Consider the following 17,694-nt stretch of genomic DNA (forward strand, 5'->3'; position numbering starts at 1 on the left):
CGCACGGGGCGGGGTCCGTCGGCCGCCCGGATCAGATGCCGAGCTCGTCGTAGGCGGCGAGGGCCTGCTCCCAGGACGCATCGGGATCGTCGCCGTCCACGTCCCAGCGGGTGATCGCATCGGCGACCACGGTGTTGATGACGTAGAAGTTCGGCCCGACGAAGGGCTGGGCCTCGATGGCGGTGGCCCGGGCGGAGAAGATCTCGCCGACCGGCGCATCGTTGAAGAACTCGTTGGTGGAGGACAGCAGCTCGTCGCTCTGGAGCGCCTCGACCTGGCTGGGGAAGGTGCCCTGGGCCTTGAAGGCCTGGATCTGCTGCTCGGGAGCGGTCAGCCAGGCGGCCAGCTTCTTCGCCTCCTCGATGTTCTTCCCCTGCGAGGGCACCGACAGGTAGGAGCCGCCCCAGTTGCCGCCCCCGCCGGGGAAGACGTCGGCGATGTCCCAGCCCTCGACCCCGTCGGCGTTGCCGGCCAGCGGGCCCGTCATCCACGGCGGGCACAGCATGTTGGCGAAGCCGTCGTTCTGGAACGAGGCGGTCCAGTCCTCCTCCCACTGCTTGAAGCCCGCGGAGATGTCCTTGTACTCGACGAGCAGGTCGTAGATGGCCTTGACGTCGGCGTTGTCCCCGAGCGGGATCGGTGTGCCGTCGGACTCCTCGTAGGGGTTCGCCAGCTGCTGGACCATGCCGTTGTAGGTGCCTCCGGCGCCGTCGAACCACGGGATGCCGGTGGCCTTGACGAACTCGCGGCCGATCTCGAAGTAGTTCTGCCAGTCGCCGGTGAGCTGCTCGGCGACCTCCGTGCGGTCGGTGGGCAGTCCGCCCTTCTCGAACAGGTCGGCACGGTAGGCGATGGCCTCGGGGCCGATGTCGGTGCCGTAGCCGATGAGCTTCCCGTCGACGGTCGCGGCCTCCGACTTCCACTCCAGCCAGCGTCCGGCGACCTCGTCCGAGGTGAGGTCCTCGAAGACGTCGGAGTACTGCAGCAGCTCGGCCCACCAGCCGACCTCGATGCCCTCGACGTCGGACAGCCCCGACCCGGCGGCGAGCCCTGCCATGAGGTTGGCCCGGGCCTCGTCGGCGCTGGCGGCCTTCTTCTGGGTGACCTTGATGCCGGTGAGCTCCTCGTACTGCGGCAGGAGGTCCTCGTAGCCGAACTCGTTGAAGGTGCCGACGGTCAGCTCGACCGTGCCGCCGTCGCCCGAGCCGGAGCTCGATTCCGAGCCGCAGGCGGAGAGCCCGGCGGTCGCTGCGACGGCGGCGCCTGCCGCGCCGGCGGAGAGTGCTGTCCTGCGGGTGACCTTCATGGTGAACTCCTTCGTTCTGTCCATCTGCACGGCGCGACGGGATCCCTCTCGGCGCGAGGACGTGCTGGCGGGGTGGGCCGGTCGGCACTGGCCACTGCGCTGCGACGATGATGCCGACCGTTCCGAGAGCGCTCTCATAGAACGCCCACGTAGACTGAGAGCGCTCTCAGATAGGATGCGATCATCATGGCATGAGCGCCGACCGGTGTGAAGCCCTCGCGTTCTCCCGCCATGTCTCGAAACCGCAACGACCCCGTCCGGAAGGATCTCCGACGATGACCGATCAGCTGCTCTCCCAGCAGTCCACCGCCCCTGTCGACGGCGACCGCGGAGTCGATCCCGACCTGGTCTCGCGTGCCCACGAGCTCGCAGCCCGCGGCACGGTGCTGCTGCGCAACGACGGCGTCCTGCCCTTCGCCGAGGGGGAGCGGGTGGCGCTGTTCGGACGCGTCCAGCACGACTGGATCTGCGTGGGCTACGGCTCCGGCGGCGATGTGAACGCCCCGTACCTCACGACGCTGCTGGGCTCGCTGCGCGCGTGCGGGAGGGTGGCGGTCGACGCCGAGCTGGCCGATCGCTACACCGCCTGGTGCGAGCAGAACCCGGTCGACCCCGGCCAGGAATGGGGTCGCTGGCCGCGCCACCACCCCGAGATGCCGATCGAGGACGAGGCGATCGAAGGGGCCGCCGCTCGCGCCGGCGTCGGCGTCGTGGTCATCGGCCGCGCCGCCGGCGAGGACCGCGAGAACACCCTCGAGCCCGGCTCCTACCTGCTCACCGACGATGAGCGCTCCCTCCTCGAGCGGGTCTCGCGCGCCTTCGCTCGCACCGTCGTGATCGTCTCGACCGGCAACGTCATGGACCTGTCCTTCGTCGAGGAGCTCGAGATCGACGCGCTCGTGCTCGCCTGGCTCGGCGGCATGGAGGGCGGCAGCGCCCTGGCCGACGTGCTCACCGGAGCCCTCGAGCCCGGCGGACGCCTCGCCTCCACGATCGCCCGCCGCTACGAGGACCACCCCTCCTCCGCGCACTTCGGCGACCCCGAGGCCAACGACTATGTCGAGGACGTCTTCGTCGGCTACCGCTACTTCGAGACCTTCGCGCCGGAGGCGGTGCTGTTCCCCTTCGGCGCCGGTCGCGGGTACACGAGCTTCGACATCGCTGCGGAGGCGGCCGTCGCGGATGGGGAGGCGGCCGTCGCGGATGGGGAGGCGGCCGGGGCCGATGGCGGGGCCGGGGCCGACGGCGGGGATGCCCGTGTCGTGACGGTCAGCGCGACCGTCACGAACACCGGCGAGCGCGCTGGCTCCGAGGTCGTGCAGGTGTACGTCGCGGGGCCCGACGCGGCGCTGCCCGCGCCCGCCCGCGTCCTCGCCGGCTTCGCCCGCACCGAGCAGATCGAGCCGGGCTCCTCGGTCGAGGTGAGCACGAGCTTCACGCTGGCCGATCTGGCCCGCTACGACGATGCCGGCGTCGTCGGCCCGAAGAGCGCGTACGTGCTGGTCCCGGGCGAGTACACGGTGCTCGTCGGCACAGATGTGCGCTCGGCGGCGGCCGTCGGGAGCCTCGTCGTCGAGGAGCTCGAGGTCGTCCGGCAGCTCGAGGAGGCCGCGGCGGCGAGCCCCGAGCATCCCTTCGAGCGGCTGGTTCCGCGCCGCGCGGCCGACGGCTCCGTCGAGCGCGATGAGCGCGGCGTCGCCCTCGCGGGCTCCGAGCCGGTGCCGACGTCGAGCGTCGATCTCCGCGAGCGGATCCTCTCGCGCCTCCCCGCGGCGATCGCCCCGGCGGGGACCGCCCGCGAGAGCGGCGCAGTCGAGGACGGCGCGGTCGAGAGCGGTGCGGGTCCCGCGGAGGTGATCCGCTTCGAGGACGTCGCCGCCGGCCGGGCCGATCTGGACGCGTTCATCGCCCAGCTGTCCCCATCCGAGCTGGCATCGCTGACCTACGGCGACATCACGATGGACAGCCCGCTCGGCGCCCCCGGCAATGCGGGTGCGCTCGGCGGGGTCACCGAGGCTCTGCGCGGGCGCGGCATCCCCGCCGCCACGACGACGGACGGCCCCTCGGGCATCCGTCTGTCGGCCTTCGCCTCGCTGCTGCCGTGCGGTACGGCGCTCGCCTCGAGCTGGGATCCGCAGGCCGTGCGCGAGCTGGCGGCCCTGCACGGCCAGGAGATGATCCGCAAGGGATCGCACATCCTGCTCTCCCCCGGGATGAACATCCACCGCGATCCGCTGTGCGGGCGGAACTTCGAGTACTTCTCGGAGGATCCGCTGGTCACCGGGCGGATGGGCGCGGCGATCGTCGGCGGCGTGCAGTCGCAGGGCGTCTCGGCGTGCCCCAAGCACTTCGCGGCCAACAACCAGGAGACCAACCGGGTGCGCGCCGACTCGCGCGTGTCCGAGCGGGCGCTGCGCGAGATCTACCTGCGCGGCTTCCAGATCTGCGTGGCCGAGGCGGCCCCGCAGTGGATCATGACCTCCTACAACCGGGTCAACGGGGTGTGGGCGCACTACCACTACGACCTGGTCACCACGATCCTGCGCGGCGAGTGGGGCTATCAGGGCGCGGTCATGACCGACTGGTGGATGACCATGGCCCAGGATCCCAGCTTCCCGGATCTGCGGGACTCGGCCTACCGCGTGCGCGCGCAGGTGGACGTGCTCATGCCGGGCGCGATCGCGCACAGCGGCGACGAGCGCGAGGACTCCGTGGTCGAGAGCCTCGCCCTCCCCGAGGGCATCACCCTCGGGGAGGTGCAGCGCTCGGCCCGCAGCGTGCTGCGGTACCTGCTGGACGCGGGCCTGGTCGAGGCCTCCGACGAGCCGGCGGCCTCGGGAGCCGACGCCTCCTGACCGGCGGCGAGGCTCACCCGAGCCCGCGGGCGAAGACGGCCACGGCATCGCGCACGAGCGGCGCGGTGTCGTGGCCGTCGGCCGTCCGGAACGCGGAGCGGAAGCGCTCGTCGGCGACGTACATCTCGCCGATCCCGGCGAACGCCTCCGCTCCCGGCTCCCGCCCGCCCCAGCCCTGGGCGACCCAGCGGTGCAGACGGGCGGTGACCGCCTGCACGGCGGGGTCCTCGGGCGCGAGGCGCGCGTCCTGCGCTCGCGCGTACTCGGCGACGATCGCCTCGAGCTCCGTCCGGAACGCGGAACGGCCGTCGTCTGTCAGGGAGCGGTACCAGGCGTCGGAGTCGGCATAGGCCTGCCGGCCCCAGCGCTCCTCGACCTCGTCCCGATGCTGCGTATGGTCGAACCCGTCGAAGATGCTCTTCGCCACGAGATCGCCTCCTTCGTCGATGATGCTGATGGTGGTGCGCACCGAGTCGGCGATCCGCGCCAGCCGTCCCCGCTCCGCCTCGAGCTGCGCGAGATGCTCGCGCAGCGCGTCGGCGGCCGCTCCGGGGGCGGCCGGGGAATCGCCCGGTCCGAGCATCCGGCCGATGGCGGCCAGCCCCATCCCGAGCTCCCGCAGGACGAGGATCCGCTGCAGGCGCAGCAGGCCGTCGCGGTCGTAGAACCGCAGGCCGCCGTGCCCGATGCGGGACGGCACCAGCAGACCGAGCCGGTCATAGTGCCGCAGCGTGCGGCTGGTGGTGCCGGTGGCCTCGACGATCTCCCGTGTCGACCATTCCTGCCGCTGCATGCCGCTCTCCTCTCCCGCGACGCCCGCGGCCCCGGGCATCTCGCCCTCGGGGTCCTGCGGACTCCGTGCACCATCCAGCCTGCCCGTTGACGTGGCGTCAACCGCAAGCCCGGGCTCGCATCGCACGCGCACCCGCACCCGCACCCGCACCCGCACCCGCGAGGAGAGATCCGTCAGCCCTGCGGGATACGCTTCGCCGGGTGATGAGCACCGAGTCCACCAGCCAGCCCGGCGTCCCCGCCGGCGCCCTCCCCCTCCCGCCGCGCCCCGAGCAGCGGCCCACCGAGCGCTCCTTCCACGGAGACACCGTCACGGACCCCTACGAGTGGCTCCGCGACAAGGAGGACCCGCAGGTCATCGTCCATCTCGAGGCGGAGAACGCGTATGCCGACGCCCGCACCGCGCATCTCGAGGAGCTGCGCGGCACGCTCGTCGAGGAGTTCATCGGGCACACCCAGGAGACCGATCTGTCGGTGCCGGTGCGCCGCGACGACTGGTGGTACATCACCCGCACCACCGCCGGGAACGACTACCCCGCCTTCACGCGCGTGGCCGAGCGCGCGGACCTGCCCCGCGGCGCGGGCGGCACCCCGCTGATCGAGCCGGGCGTGCTCCTCGACGGCGAGGAGGTGCTGCTGGACGCGCAGGCCGAGGCCGCGGGCCACGAGTTCTACTCCCTGGGCGGGCTGGTCCCCTCCCCCGACCACACGCTGCTCGCCTACGCCGTCGACACCGCCGGCGACGAGCGCTTCACGATCGTCGTCAAGGATCTGGCGTCCGGCGCGATCGTCGACGAGGCCGTCACCGGGACCGGCTACGGCCTCGCCTTCTCCGCCGATCAGCAGTGGCTGTTCTATGCGCGGGTCGACGACGCCTGGCGCCAGCACCAGATCTGGCGGCATCGCATCGGCACCGGCGCCGAGGAGGACGAGCTGGTGATCGAGGAGCCCGACGAGCGCTTCACGATCGGCTTCGACCGCTCGCGCGACGGATCCACGCTCATCATCCAGTCGGGGTCCACCTCCACCTCCGAGGCGTGGACGCTGGACCTCGCGGAGCCGACCTCGGCCCCACGGCCCGCGGGCGGTCGGCGCGACGGCGTGGACTACGGGATCGAGCATGCGGGCGACCGTCTGCTGGTGGTCCACAACGACGGCCACCGCGGCTTCGCGCTCGCCCAGGCGACCCTCGAGGATCCGGCCGCCTGGGAGGATCTGCTGGTCGCCAAGGAGGGCGAGCGTCTGCTCGCGGTCGAGGCCTTCGCCTCCTTCGTCGCGCTCGAACTGCGCAGCGGGGGCCTGGCGAGCGTGCGGGTGATCCCTCGCGCGACCGACGGCTCCCTGCTCGTCGAGCAGGCTTCGGACATCACCCACGGCGGAGAGCTGGACACCGTGGAGCTCGACGCGAACCCCGGCTGGGAGCGGACGACTGTGCGCTATCAGCTCACCAGCATGCTCACCCCGCCGACGATCGCCGAGCGGCAGGTCGTCGCCCCGTCAGCGGCCGACTGCGGAGCGGCCGACGGGTCGCCCTGCGGAGAGGCGGCCGACGGGCCCCGCCCCGGGGAGACGACGGTCCTGCGCGTCACGCCCGTGCCGAACTACGATCCGGCGCTGTACACCGAGCGCCGCGAGTGGGCCACGGCGCAGGACGGCACCGCCATCCCGCTGAGCATCGTCGCCCGCCGCGACGTGGAGGCCGACGGGACCGCCCCTGGCTACCTCTACGGCTACGGCTCCTACGAGGTCTCGATCGACCCGTCGTTCGTCCCGAGCCGGCTCTCGCTGCTGGACCGCGGCGTCGTCGTCGCGATCGCGCATGTGCGCGGCGGCGGGGAGATGGGCCGCGACTGGTACGACCGCGGGAAGCTGCTGGAGAAGAAGAACTCGTTCTCCGACTTCGTCGCCGCCGCCGAGCATCTGACCTCCACCGGGCTGGTCGCCGAGGGGCGGCTCGCCGCCGAGGGCCGCAGCGCGGGCGGTCTGCTCATGGGCGCGATCGCGAACCTGGCCCCCGAGCGGTTCCGCGCGGTCCTCGCCGGGGTCCCCTTCGTCGATGCGCTCACGACGATCCTGGACCCGTCGCTGCCGCTGACCGTCGGCGAATGGGAGGAGTGGGGCGATCCGCTGCACGACCCGGAGGTCTACGCGTACATGAAGGGGTACAGCCCCTACGAGAACGTGCGCGCCGTCGAGTATCCGGCGATCTTCGCGTCCACCTCGCTCAACGACACCCGGGTCTTCTTCGTCGAGCCCGCCAAGTGGGTCGCGAGGCTGCGGGAGACCGTCACCTCCGACCAGTCGGAGCGACCGATCCTGTTCCGCTGCGAGATGGTCGCCGGGCATGGCGGGCGCTCCGGCCGCTACCGCAAGTGGGAGCAGCGGGCAGACGAGCTCGCCTGGCTCCTCGACCAGATCGGGGCGACCGCGCTGATCTGAGGCTCGGCCGCGCCGGTCCGATGACCTGCGCGGAGCGGACTGACGGCTCCGGATGCCCCACGCCGCAGGTCAGCGGGATCCGACGACGACGGAGGGACCGAAACCCCAGCCCAGGGGCTGGGCCGCAGCCTCGGTGAAGCCTGCCGCGCGCAGCAGCTCGCTCCAGCGGGCTCCGGTCCGCAGCGCCGTGCCGCCGGTCGAGAGGGCGACCAGGGATCGCGCGGCGGCGTGGTCGTCCTCGGCCGCCTCGTCGGACAGGTCGGTGACGATCACGAGACCGTCGGGAGCGGCCGACGCGACCGCCTCGACGACGGCGTCGGGAGCGGTGTCCAGGGAGAGCTGGACCAGCAGGGCGTCGGCCTCCGGCAGCTGCGGGGCGAGGGGGTCGACGCGCTGGACGTCGATGCGCTCCTGCTGCAGAGGCGGGAGCTGACGGATCCGGTCGCGATGGAGATCGACGTCGGCCTCCGGGACGGCGAGGACGATGCGCCGCCCGGCCGCGCCGTCGACTGCCCCGTCAGCCGCGGCGTCGGCTGCCCCGTCGGCAGCCCGCCCGTCGGCCGCCCGCCCGTCGGCCGCCCGTCCGTCGGCCGAGCCGGGACCCTCGGCGGCGCGCAGAAGCTCGTGGGCGGTGGGGACGAGGCCGTCGCCCAGCAGGACGATCGTGCGGGCGGCCGCGAGGACGGGGATCTCCGCGAGAGCCTGCAGCGAGTAGGCGAGCTCGGCCTCCGCGCGATCGTGGAGCGCTGCGCGCAGCCCGGCGTCCCGCTCCTTCCAGGCGCTGAGCGGCAGGGCCGGAGCGCTGCTGCCGCCCGCCTCGCCGGTGCGCAGCGCGTCCAGCAGACCCACCAGTCCCAGCTCGAGACGGTTCACGGGATCGTCGAGGTGGAGGTCCTCCTGCGCGCTCGCCTCGAGGAGCACCTCGCCGAGAGCGGTCAGACGCAGCTCCCCCTCATGCGCGATGACCAGGTCGATCGCCTGCATCGCCTGGAGCAGCGGCAGCAGCCGGTCGATCGGCACACCGGTAGCCCGGGCGAGATCGTCGGGCGCGCCGGTGCCGCCGGCGATCAGCTCGGGAACCCTGAGGGTGACCGCCACGCGCAGCACGATGGGCGGCAGCAGCTCCGACATCTCATGGATCTCGGCCGCGAGCTCCTGCGGGCTCGGCGCCGCAGGAGACGAGGAGGCCGACGGAGCCGCTGGCGCGTCGGCTCCTGCCGGGCTCCGGGGAGCGGAGGGGGTGCCGGGCCCGTCGGCAGGGGCGTGCGCGCTGCGCGCATCGGTCTCGGGCTCGCGGCTGGTGCGCCGCCAGTAGCCGACGACCTCCACGTCCTCCTTGGGCAGTCCGCGCTCGCCGCGCAGGTGCCGACGGATCGGGGAGATGGTCAGGGTCTCGCCGGCGCACCAGGCGAAGCCGCGTCCCGCCGGCAGATCGAGCGCACGGACGGCCTCGAGCAGCTGGGTCGAGTAGCCGGGAGCCACGCCCTCGGGACGGATCAGCCAGGTGATCTCGGCATCGGCGGAGGTGTCGATCTGCTGGACGTCGTCGGCGGAGGGGACCTCGACCACGACGAACGCCCGGACGCCCTCCGGGGCCTCCTCGAGCCAGCGGCCGACGGCGGGCAGAGCCGTCTCGTCAGCGATCAGCAGATGCCAGTCGACGTCGGGGTTGACGGAGGCGGAGACCTTCGGACCGGCGAACTTCAGCGGATCGCCGACCTGCGCCGCCTTCGCCCACTCCGCGGCGACGCCGCCGTCGTGGACCACGAAGTCGATGTCGAACTCGTCCTCCCGCACGCGGCGGACGGTGTAGTCACGGGTGCGGACCAGCACGCCGCGCTCCCAGTCGAAGCGGTCGCCGTCCTGCACCCCGACCGTCCCGAAGTCGCCGTCGGCCTGCGGGATCACGAGCTTGACGTGGTCGTCGAACCCCTCGGAGCGGAAGGCGGGGATCTCGTACCCGTCGTGCACACCGGCGGCCATGTCGGGCCCGCCGACGGTGATCCGGCGCATGTGCGGCGTGATGTCCTCGACGGCCCGGACCTCGACGGTGCGCAGTGCGATCGGGAAGATGTTCAGCTCGCGCGAGGTGCGGGGCATCTGCTCCTGCTTCCTGGACTGGTGGACGACGACGGGAGGGACCACCGGAAGGGCGACCCGATCAGCAAGAATATCTGCGCGCAAACAGCTGAGGGTAGCCTCCGCTGGGTGACCTGGACCACCGTGTGAGCGGCACGCGGGAACGCCGACGGCGCGGTCCCACCGAGGGGTGGGACCGCGCCGTCGGAGCGCCGTCGAGCCTCTGTCCGCGAGCTGCCGGGGCCCTGTCGGAGAGCTGCCGGAGCGTCAGGGCCGGAGGGGATCAGAGCGCGGGGATCAGAACGCGGGGATGACCGAGCCGTCCTGGTAGGTCTCCTCGATGAAGCTGCGGACGTCGTCCGAGTGCAGCAGCTCGTCGAGCTTCAGCAGCGCCTCGTCGTCCTTGTCCTCGGTCCGCACGACGAGCATGTTCGCGTACGGGTTGTCCTCGGTGGGCTCGAGCACGAGGGCGTCGTCCGCAGGCACCAGACCGGCCTCGATCGCGTAGTTGCCGTTGATGACCGCGGCGTCGTAGTCGCTCAGGGTGCGGGCGATGAGCGACGCGTCGATCTCCTCGAAGGTGAGGTTCAGGGAGTTGTCGACGACGTCCTCCGGGGTGGCCGCGGTGGGCTCGACGTCCTCGGGCAGGGAGATCAGACCCGCGTCGGCGAGGAGCGCGAGCGCCCGGCCGCGGTTGGTGGCGTCGTTGGGGATGGCGATGTTCGCACCGTCGGAGATCTCGTCGGTGCTGCCGAGGCCCTCGGAGTACAGGCCCAGCGGCTCGAGGTGGATGCCCTCGAAGGGCGTCAGCTCGTAGCCGTTCTCCTCCATCTCGGACTCGAGGTAGGGCAGATGCTGGAAGTAGTTCGCGTCGACCTCGCCGTCGGACAGCAGACGGTTGGGGACCGTGTAGTCCGACTGCTCCTGCAGGTCGAGCTCGAGTCCGGCGTCGGCGGCGAGGTTGTCCGAGACGAACTGGAGGATCTCCATGTGCGGCACCGGGGTGGCGGCCACGCGGATGGTGGTGACGCCGTTCTCCTCGGTCAGGGCGTCGTCGTCGGAGCCGCCGCAGGCGGCCAGGCCCAGGGCGGCGATGCCGACACCGCCGGCGGCGAACAGGGAACGACGGTCGATGCTGTGCATGGGGATCTCCTCAGAGGATGGGGTGGGCAGGAACGGACAGGGACGGGGTCAGACGGTGCGTGCGCGGTGGTCGACCGCGCGGGCGAGCCGCGACCCCAGGAACTGGACGATGATGACGATGATGACCAGCAGGATCACCGTGGCGACGATGATCTCGTTCTGGAAGCCGATGTAGCCGCGGTTGTAGGCCAGCTGGCCCAGCCCGCCGCTGTTCACGGAGCCCGCCATGGCCGTGTAGCCGATGACGGCGATCGTTGTGGTGGTGATCGAGCCGATGATGCCGGGCAGCGCCTCGGGGACCAGCACCTGGCGGATCACCTGCCAGCGGCTCGCCCCCATCATCTGCACCGCCTCGATCTTGCCGGCGGGGATCTCGCGCATGTTCAGCTCGAACAGTCGCGCCGCGAAGGGCACCGCCGCGATCACCAGCGCGAGCATCGCCGCATTGGGTCCGGTGGAGCGGCCCAGCAGCTCCTTGCTCAGCGGGATCAGCGCGATGATCAGGATGAAGAACGGGAAGGAGCGCAGCACGTTGACCACGAACCCGACGATGCGGTTGAGCGTGCGCACCACCGGACTGGGCGAGCGCTCGGTCTCGAACAGCGCGATCCCCAGCGGCAGGCCGAGGACGACCGTGAGCACCATGGTCCCGGCGGTCATGTAGAGGGTGACGAGGATGCTCCACCACAGCGAGCCGTTGCCCGTCCAGGTGGTGAAGGCCCGGTTCTGGAGCCATTCCTGCAGGGTCTCGATCATGCGGTGCCCTCCTCGTCGTCCGTGCCGCTCGCGGAGCCCGCACCGGTCGGCGTCGCACCGCTCGGGGTCGCACCGCTCGACGATCCAGCGCCCGTCCGACCGCGCGCGGGAGCGGCCTCGCGGGCGACCACGCCGGCCCGGTGCAGGGCCTCGAGGTAGGCGGCCAGGCCCTCGGCGCTGATGGGCGCGCCGGAGTCGTTGCGCAGGGCGAGCTGCACGCGGCCGACCTGGCGGCCGCCGATGGTCTCGATGGTCCCGGCGACGATCGTCGGCTCCGCCCCGTGCTCGCGGGCCAGGCGCATGAGGTCCTCGCTGGTGGCGAGCTCCGCGGTGGACCCGTAGTCGCAGTCGACGATCGTGGCGCTGATGCCGGTGGGGGCCGGCGGCAGCGGGATCAGCTCCGCCGCGAGCGGTCCGTGCGGGTCGGAGGCCACGTCGACGAGGTCGCCGGTCTGGGCGATCCGCCCGTTCTGCAGGAGCGTGACGGTGTCGCAGACCTCGCGCACCACGGCCATCTCATGGGTGATGATCACGACCGTGATGCCGAGGCGCTCGCGCAGATCGGCGAGCAGATCCAGGATCTGGTGGGTGGTGCCGCCGTCGAGCGCGCTGGTGGGCTCGTCGCACAGCAGCACCTGGGGCTCCGCGGCGAGACCGCGGGCGATGCCGACGCGCTGGATCTGGCCGCCGGAGAGCTGTGCGGGATGGTTGTGCTCGCGTCCGCTCAGGCCGACGAGCTCCACGAGCTCCGCGACCCGCCTGTCCCGCTCGGCGCGGGGCACCCCGGCGATCTCGAGAGGGTGGGCGATGTTCTGGGCGGCGGTGCGCGAGTCCAGCAGGTTCGCGTGCTGGAACACCATGCCGATGCTGCGCCGGGCAGCTCGCAGGGCCTTGCCCTCGAGGGCGGACATGTCGGTGCCGCCGATCTCGACGCGGCCCGACGTCGGCTTCTCGAGCCCTGTCAGGCAGCGGATGAGCGTGGACTTCCCGGCCCCCGAGCGTCCGACGATGCCGTGGATGCGTCCCGACTCGAGGTGGAGGTCGATGCCGTCGAGCGCGACGACGGGCTCTCCCTCGCCGGGGGCGGGGAAGACCTTGCGGAGTCCGTCGAGCGTGATCACACCCAGCAGTGAAGCATCCGCCTCCGGCGTCGCAGCCGTCCTGTTCACAGACGGCAACAAACGTCACAGGGGCACCCGGCCGTGACGTGCACGGCGTCACGACCGGGTGCACGGCGTCACTCCGCCGCGCTCACTCCCCTGCTGGGCTCATTCCCCTGCGGGGCTCATTCCCCTGCGGGCTCTCCCGCCTGGGCGGCGGTGCGCAGGCGCGCCGCCTCCTCGCCGCGCCCGAGGGCGTCGAGGATGTCGGCGAGCTGCACCCCGAGCTGGACCCGCGGCGCGCTGCCGGGCTCGAAGCGCTCGAGCGAGGCGCCCAGCACGGAGGCCGCCTCCTCCTGACGCCCGGCCTCGACCAGGTGCTGCGCGGTCATCGACTCGGCGCGCCCGGCGGAGAACGGATCTCCCGCGGCCGCATACCCGTCGGCCGCCTGCAGCGCCGTCGGGACGCCGCGATCGAGATCCCCGATGCTGAGGAGGAACTGGCCCGTGGAGTCGAGCACGTCGGCTGCGACCCACTGACCGCCCTGCTCCTGGGCGATGGTGAGCGCCTGCCCGAGGTCCGCGAGGACCGCCTCGGCGTCGGGCTCCTCGACGGCGGCGCGGGCGCGCCCGCGCAGGTGCAGCGCCTCGCATGCGATGTCGGGACGCTCGGCGGAGCCGGCGAGCTCGAGGGCCCGGTCGAGGGCCTCGACGGCCCCGTCGAACCCGAAGCGCATCAGCATCGATCCCAGGGCGATCGACGCCTGGGCCGCCATCGCCGGGTCCCCGCCCTCCTCAGCCAGCTCAGCGGCCTCGTGGAAGGAGCCGTAGGCCATCCGGACCTCGCTGACGGCCGTAGCCTCGCGGCCGAGCGCCAGAGCGGTCTCGGCGATCGCGAGCGGCGGCGCCCCCTGCTCCCGCTCCTCGAGGTAGACGGACTCGAAGCTCTCGAGGGCCTCGTCGTGCCGGCCCGCGGACGACTGCAGCCTGCCCAGCAGGAAGCGGACGCCGGTGGTGGCCTCCTCCGCCCGCTCCAGCTGACGGATGGTGAACCCCAGGCGGCTGATGGCCTCCTCGGTGCGACCCAGGTCGCTCAGCAGCAGCGCGCTCAGCCGGCTCGCGCGCGCGGCCGCCAGCGGCTGGTCGGCGGCGAGGGCCTCCCCGAGGGCCCGGTCGGCCAGGGCGAGGCCCTCCGCGTACTCCCCGCGGGCGCCGTGCAGGGTCGCGACCGACTCGAGGACGTCGACCAGCGGCTGACCGCCGATGCGCGGATCCCCGAGCAGCTCTCCGGCCAGCGCGACCGCGGCATCGCCGTCCTCCGCGGCGAGCAGCGCGGACAGCTGCGAGCGCAGGGTCCCGACGAACAGCCGCTGCGGATCCTCGGCGGACAGCAGCGTGCGGGCCTGCTCGGCATGCGCCGCCCAGTCGGCGGCCAGCGCCGCGATCCGCTCGTCGAGCGCGGTCGCGCTCTCGGCGTCGTCGGCGGCACGGGACTGCGCGGCCTCGTCCCCGAGGCGACCGGCGCGCACCTGCAGGGACGCCCCGAGCGCGAGGTGCAGCTGCGCGCGCAGGTCGCGGTCCTCGGCCGCGGCGAGCGCCGCTTCGAGGCGCGGCAGACCGTCCTCGGCCCCGGGGTCGAACATCGCCGCACCGATGCTCTCGACGGCGTCCGCATGCTCCTCCTGCCCGGCGGCACGATGCGCGGAGGCGAGCTCGGCGCGCAGCGCCTCGGCCTGCTCCGCATCGCCGAGGGCGAGCGCGACCTGGAGCCGGGAGCGCAGAAGGACGGGGGCCAGCGCGGCGTCGGCGAGGCCATGCCCCGTCTCGGCAGCGGAGCGGGCGCCCTCGAGATCCCCCACCATCTGGAGCAGCCGGGCGCGGGCGAGCCAGCCGTCGGCGTCCGTCGGGAGGGTCTGCGCGGAGACCGTCGGTGCGAAGATCTCGCTGCCGAAGGGCAGGTCGTAGCGCACCTCGCGCAGCGCGCGCTTCTCGGCGACGAGTCCGGCGAAGCGGTCGTTGCCGTTGCGGGCGTCGAAGCGGGCGGCGATCGCATCGGCGCCGGACCAGGCGAGCTCGCGCAGCTCGGCGGCGGTGCGGGGTCCGTCGGCCGGTCCCAGCAGCGGCTCGAGAGCGGGATCGTCGGATCCCCGCACCGGGGTGTCGCCGAGGCCGGCGTCGACCAGGGCGTCCAGCAGGACGCCGATGCTGGAGAGGCCCTCGAGATGGTTGGCCTCGTGGTACGGGTCGGTGGTCAGCAGCGACAGGTGGCGCTCGAGCAGCTGCAGACCCCGGGAGAGGTTGCCGGTGACGGTGCAGAACACGATGTGCCGGGCGATCATCGTCAGACCGTCGGGGTTGGAGCGGGCGGCGCGGTAGCTTCGGGCGTGGACCGCGAGCGCCTCCTCGCCGCGGCCGGCGCGCAGGAGCGCGAGCAGGATGTCGGCCTGCGCGTACTCGGGCTCCTCGCCGCAGCTGAGGCCCTGCTCCTCGATCTCCTCCCAGAGCCGGATCGCCTCCGCGTCGTCGCCGATGATCTGGGCGTAGGCGGCGTCGTCGGCGCGGACGCAGGCCTCGCAGTGGGAGTACTGGTCCCGCTCGAGGGTGCTGCGCTCGGCGATCAGACGGCCGGCCTCCTCGACGTCGCCCATCAGCAGGGCCGCCTCGTGGCGGGACTGCAGGACGCCGGTGAGGCCCACGCCGGCCTCCCGGTAGCGGCGCTCCATGTCGACGTGGATGCCCTCGACGCGCTCCCGCGGGAAGCTGCTGTTGCTGGCGAGGCGCGAGGCCATCCACTTGTACTGGAACAGCAGATCGGTGTGGACCCCCGGATCGATCGGGAAGCGCACCGGATCCTGGTCGTGCTTGCCGACGCACCAGCCGAACGAGGCGATCATCGTGTCGGTGTCGCCGGTCATGTGGGCCGACGGCGTCAGCAGCATCCGCGCCCGGTACGCGAGCTCCTCCTCGCCGGCCTCATCGGCACGGCGCACCGCCTCGCGCAGGCGGCTCTGCTCCTCCGCGCCGAAGGGGAGCTCCTCCGCCTCCTCGATCAGGATGGTGATCTCTCGGGCCTCCCGGCCTCTGGGCTGCGTCACTGGGGATCCTTCCGGTCGGCACGATCATGCCGGTCATGGGTGTCGGGGCGGTCATCGGGCGAAGGGCGGTCATCGGGTGCGGGGCGGTCGTCGGGATCGGCGAGCTCCTCGAGCGCGCTGATCCCGTCGAGCTCGTCGAGCTCGCCGGTGATGCCGACGGAGAGGGTGACCATGTCGGTCATGGCGGCGGTCAGCATGCGGCGGTCCGCCGCGGTGAGCGGGCGATGCGAGGCGAGCAGGGCCTGCACGTACAGCAGGCTCGCCGTGCGCTCGAAGACGAGGTCGTCGCGGAGGCGGGACAGGCGCTGGACGAGCGGGCTGGTCCAGTTCAGGCACAGACGCACGGCCTCCGCCTCCCTCCCCTGCTCGGCGCGGCGGGCCTCGATCAGGGAGCTGACATCCCCGAGGACCTCGCCCCAGATGCCGTCGCCGGCGACCTTCCGGGCGTTGTCGCGCTCGATCCGGCGCTCGACCTCGGGATCCACGACGCACAGCGCCGGCAGCTCGGAGGGCCGGAACCCGCGCGTCGAGACCCGGCAGCCGACGTCCCGCAGCGCCGCGGTGGCGCGCTCCTCGAGAGCGACCGCGCGGGCCCGGTCCGCGAGCGGAGGAGGGGTCAGGTCGTCCAGCAGATCCCCGACGCCGACGCGCTCGACCCGCACGTCCATCAGCTCGGGCAGTCGCCGCAGCAGCGGGGCGTCATAGGCGTAGCCGCCGTTGACGATCGGTGCGTCGGCGTCGACGACCGCCGCGATCTGCCGGAACTCGTCGACGGTCTCGGTGTACCGCAGCACCGGGAGCCTCTCGGCGAGATCGCCCAGTCGCGCCTGTCCGGCCGAGGTCTCCACTCCCAGCCAGGGCGCGACGATGCGGGCGAGCTCGTCATCGTGGACGGCGAGGGACTTCAGGGCGAGCTCGTGCACCGCCAGGAACTCCTGGAAGCGCCACGGCCGGGTGGCGGCCTGGCGCAGCACCCAGCTGCGCACCGCCTCTCCGAGCTGCTCGCGGGTGTGCTCCAGCAGGACGTCCTCGACGAAGCCCTCGCGGGACGCCGTCGGCGTGAGGCCCTCGGTGTCGATCACGCAGCGCACGAAGAACGCCCAGTCCGGGAGCATCCCCTCGAGGCTCTCGGAGACGAGCATCCTGCCCAGGTGCACCGTCGAGGCCTGACGGGCGCCGGGAGGCGGCGAGAACGGCAGCACGAAGGCGACCCCGCGGGTCCCCGTGCCGGGCACGTCCAGAGCGATCACGTCCAGGGGGCGCCGGCCCAGCAGCTCGGTGCCCAGCTCGATCAGCTCGTCGGAGGGGTCGTCGGCCGAGACGTGCAGGAAGGCCGGGGCGGCGGTCAGCGTCTCCGCCCCGTGCCCGGTGCGCAGCCGCACCTGGATCGGCAGGTAGCGGCCGTAGCGCAGCGCGAGCGCCCGCACCTGCTGCGGCTCCAGGAGCCCCGCGTCCTCCAGGCGGGGCTCGAGGACGATCTCTGTGCCGACGGCGAGATCGGCGGCCTCGGCATCGGTCAGCTCCCGGATGCTGAACGATCCGGCGGCGTCGCCGATCCACTCGATGGGGGCACCGCCGCGGGCCGAGCGGGAGCGCACCAGGATCCGGTCCGAGGCCATGAAGCAGCTGAGCAGGCCGATGCCGAACTGGCCGAGGTAGTCGGCGCGGCGCGCCTGCAGCAGCTCGTCGCGCTTGGAGGACCGGCCGACGGTCGCCAGCAGCTCGGTCGCCTCGTCGGCCGTCAGCCCGACGCCGTTGTCGCGGAACACGAACGGCGCACCGTCGACCGCAGGCTCGATCTCGAGCAGGCCCTCGGGGGCCGACGGGTCGATCTCGGCACGGGCGCGGACGGCGTCGCGACCGTTCTGCAGCAGCTCGCGCAGGTACACCTTGGGACTGGAATAGATGTGGCGGCTGAGCAGGTCGACCACGCCCCGGAGGTCGACGTGGAACGGACGATGCTCGGGTGCTGCGGAAGTCATCCGCAGGAGCCTACGGTCCTTCCCCGACAGAACGCTCACAGGGTCCGACGGACGGGCAGGGCACAGCCCCCGCGCGATCATGTCCGCAAGGCACCGTGCGCGCAGCCATGAGATCTGTCATGGCCGACCCGTGAGAACTCCACGAGA

At 72.6% G+C, this 17,694-nt stretch carries 10 protein-coding genes; 2 read left to right on the plus strand and 8 right to left on the minus strand.

Annotation, left to right across the window (positions count from 1 at the left end):
• Positions 1-31: 31 nt before the first annotated feature.
• On the minus strand, positions 32-1,306 hold the full coding sequence (locus ACZ5AJ_RS12380) for an ABC transporter substrate-binding protein (protein WP_464135186.1): 1,275 nt from the start codon (positions 1,304-1,306) through the stop codon (positions 32-34).
• Positions 1,307-1,581: 275 nt separating this feature from the next.
• Here ACZ5AJ_RS12380 and ACZ5AJ_RS12385 point away from each other — a divergent pair, with 275 nt between their 5' ends.
• Entirely contained in the window at positions 1,582-4,161 is a 2,580-nt protein-coding gene (locus tag ACZ5AJ_RS12385) for a glycoside hydrolase family 3 protein (RefSeq protein ID WP_464135188.1), read from the plus strand.
• 13 nt (positions 4,162-4,174) lie between these two features.
• On the opposite strand, the gene ACZ5AJ_RS12390 is transcribed toward ACZ5AJ_RS12385, so the two are convergent.
• Positions 4,175-4,954, minus strand: coding sequence for a MerR family transcriptional regulator (locus ACZ5AJ_RS12390; protein ID WP_464135191.1), 780 nt, complete (start codon positions 4,952-4,954; stop codon positions 4,175-4,177).
• A 203-nt stretch (positions 4,955-5,157) separates the two neighbouring features.
• On the opposite strand from ACZ5AJ_RS12390, the gene ACZ5AJ_RS12395 reads away from it, so the two are divergent.
• Complete coding sequence (locus tag ACZ5AJ_RS12395; RefSeq protein ID WP_464135195.1) at positions 5,158-7,392, plus strand: S9 family peptidase; 2,235 nt, start codon at positions 5,158-5,160, stop codon at positions 7,390-7,392.
• A 69-nt stretch (positions 7,393-7,461) separates the two neighbouring features.
• On the opposite strand, the gene ACZ5AJ_RS12400 is transcribed toward ACZ5AJ_RS12395, so the two are convergent.
• From ACZ5AJ_RS12400 to ACZ5AJ_RS12425, 6 genes are all read right to left on the minus strand, one after another.
• Positions 7,462-9,492 (minus strand): SIP domain-containing protein, encoded by a 2,031-nt coding sequence (locus ACZ5AJ_RS12400; RefSeq protein ID WP_464135197.1) that lies wholly within the window; start codon positions 9,490-9,492, stop codon positions 7,462-7,464.
• A gap of 276 nt (positions 9,493-9,768) precedes the next feature.
• Positions 9,769-10,614 carry a MetQ/NlpA family ABC transporter substrate-binding protein gene (locus ACZ5AJ_RS12405; RefSeq protein ID WP_464135200.1) on the minus strand — a complete coding sequence of 282 codons (846 nt, stop codon included), beginning with the start codon at positions 10,612-10,614 and terminating at the stop codon, positions 9,769-9,771.
• Between the two features lie 48 nt (positions 10,615-10,662).
• A complete protein-coding gene (locus ACZ5AJ_RS12410; protein WP_464135203.1) occupies positions 10,663-11,370 on the minus strand; it encodes a methionine ABC transporter permease in 708 nt (235 codons plus the stop codon).
• Positions 11,367-12,491: a methionine ABC transporter ATP-binding protein gene (locus ACZ5AJ_RS12415; protein WP_464135207.1), complete on the minus strand. Its 1,125-nt coding sequence runs from the start codon at positions 12,489-12,491 to the stop codon at positions 11,367-11,369. The genes ACZ5AJ_RS12410 and ACZ5AJ_RS12415 overlap by 4 nt, the downstream gene beginning before the upstream one ends.
• Before the next feature lie 164 nt (positions 12,492-12,655).
• The gene (locus ACZ5AJ_RS12420; protein ID WP_464135209.1) at positions 12,656-15,565 is read right to left on the minus strand and encodes a hypothetical protein; all 2,910 of its coding nucleotides are present in this window, start codon (positions 15,563-15,565) and stop codon (positions 12,656-12,658) included.
• A complete protein-coding gene (locus ACZ5AJ_RS12425) occupies positions 15,562-17,547 on the minus strand; it encodes an HSP90 family protein (RefSeq protein WP_464135213.1) in 1,986 nt (661 codons plus the stop codon). The genes ACZ5AJ_RS12420 and ACZ5AJ_RS12425 overlap by 4 nt, the downstream gene beginning before the upstream one ends.
• Between the last annotated feature and the right edge of the window lie 147 nt (positions 17,548-17,694).

It is taken from the genome of Brachybacterium zhongshanense, from assembly GCF_055385755.1.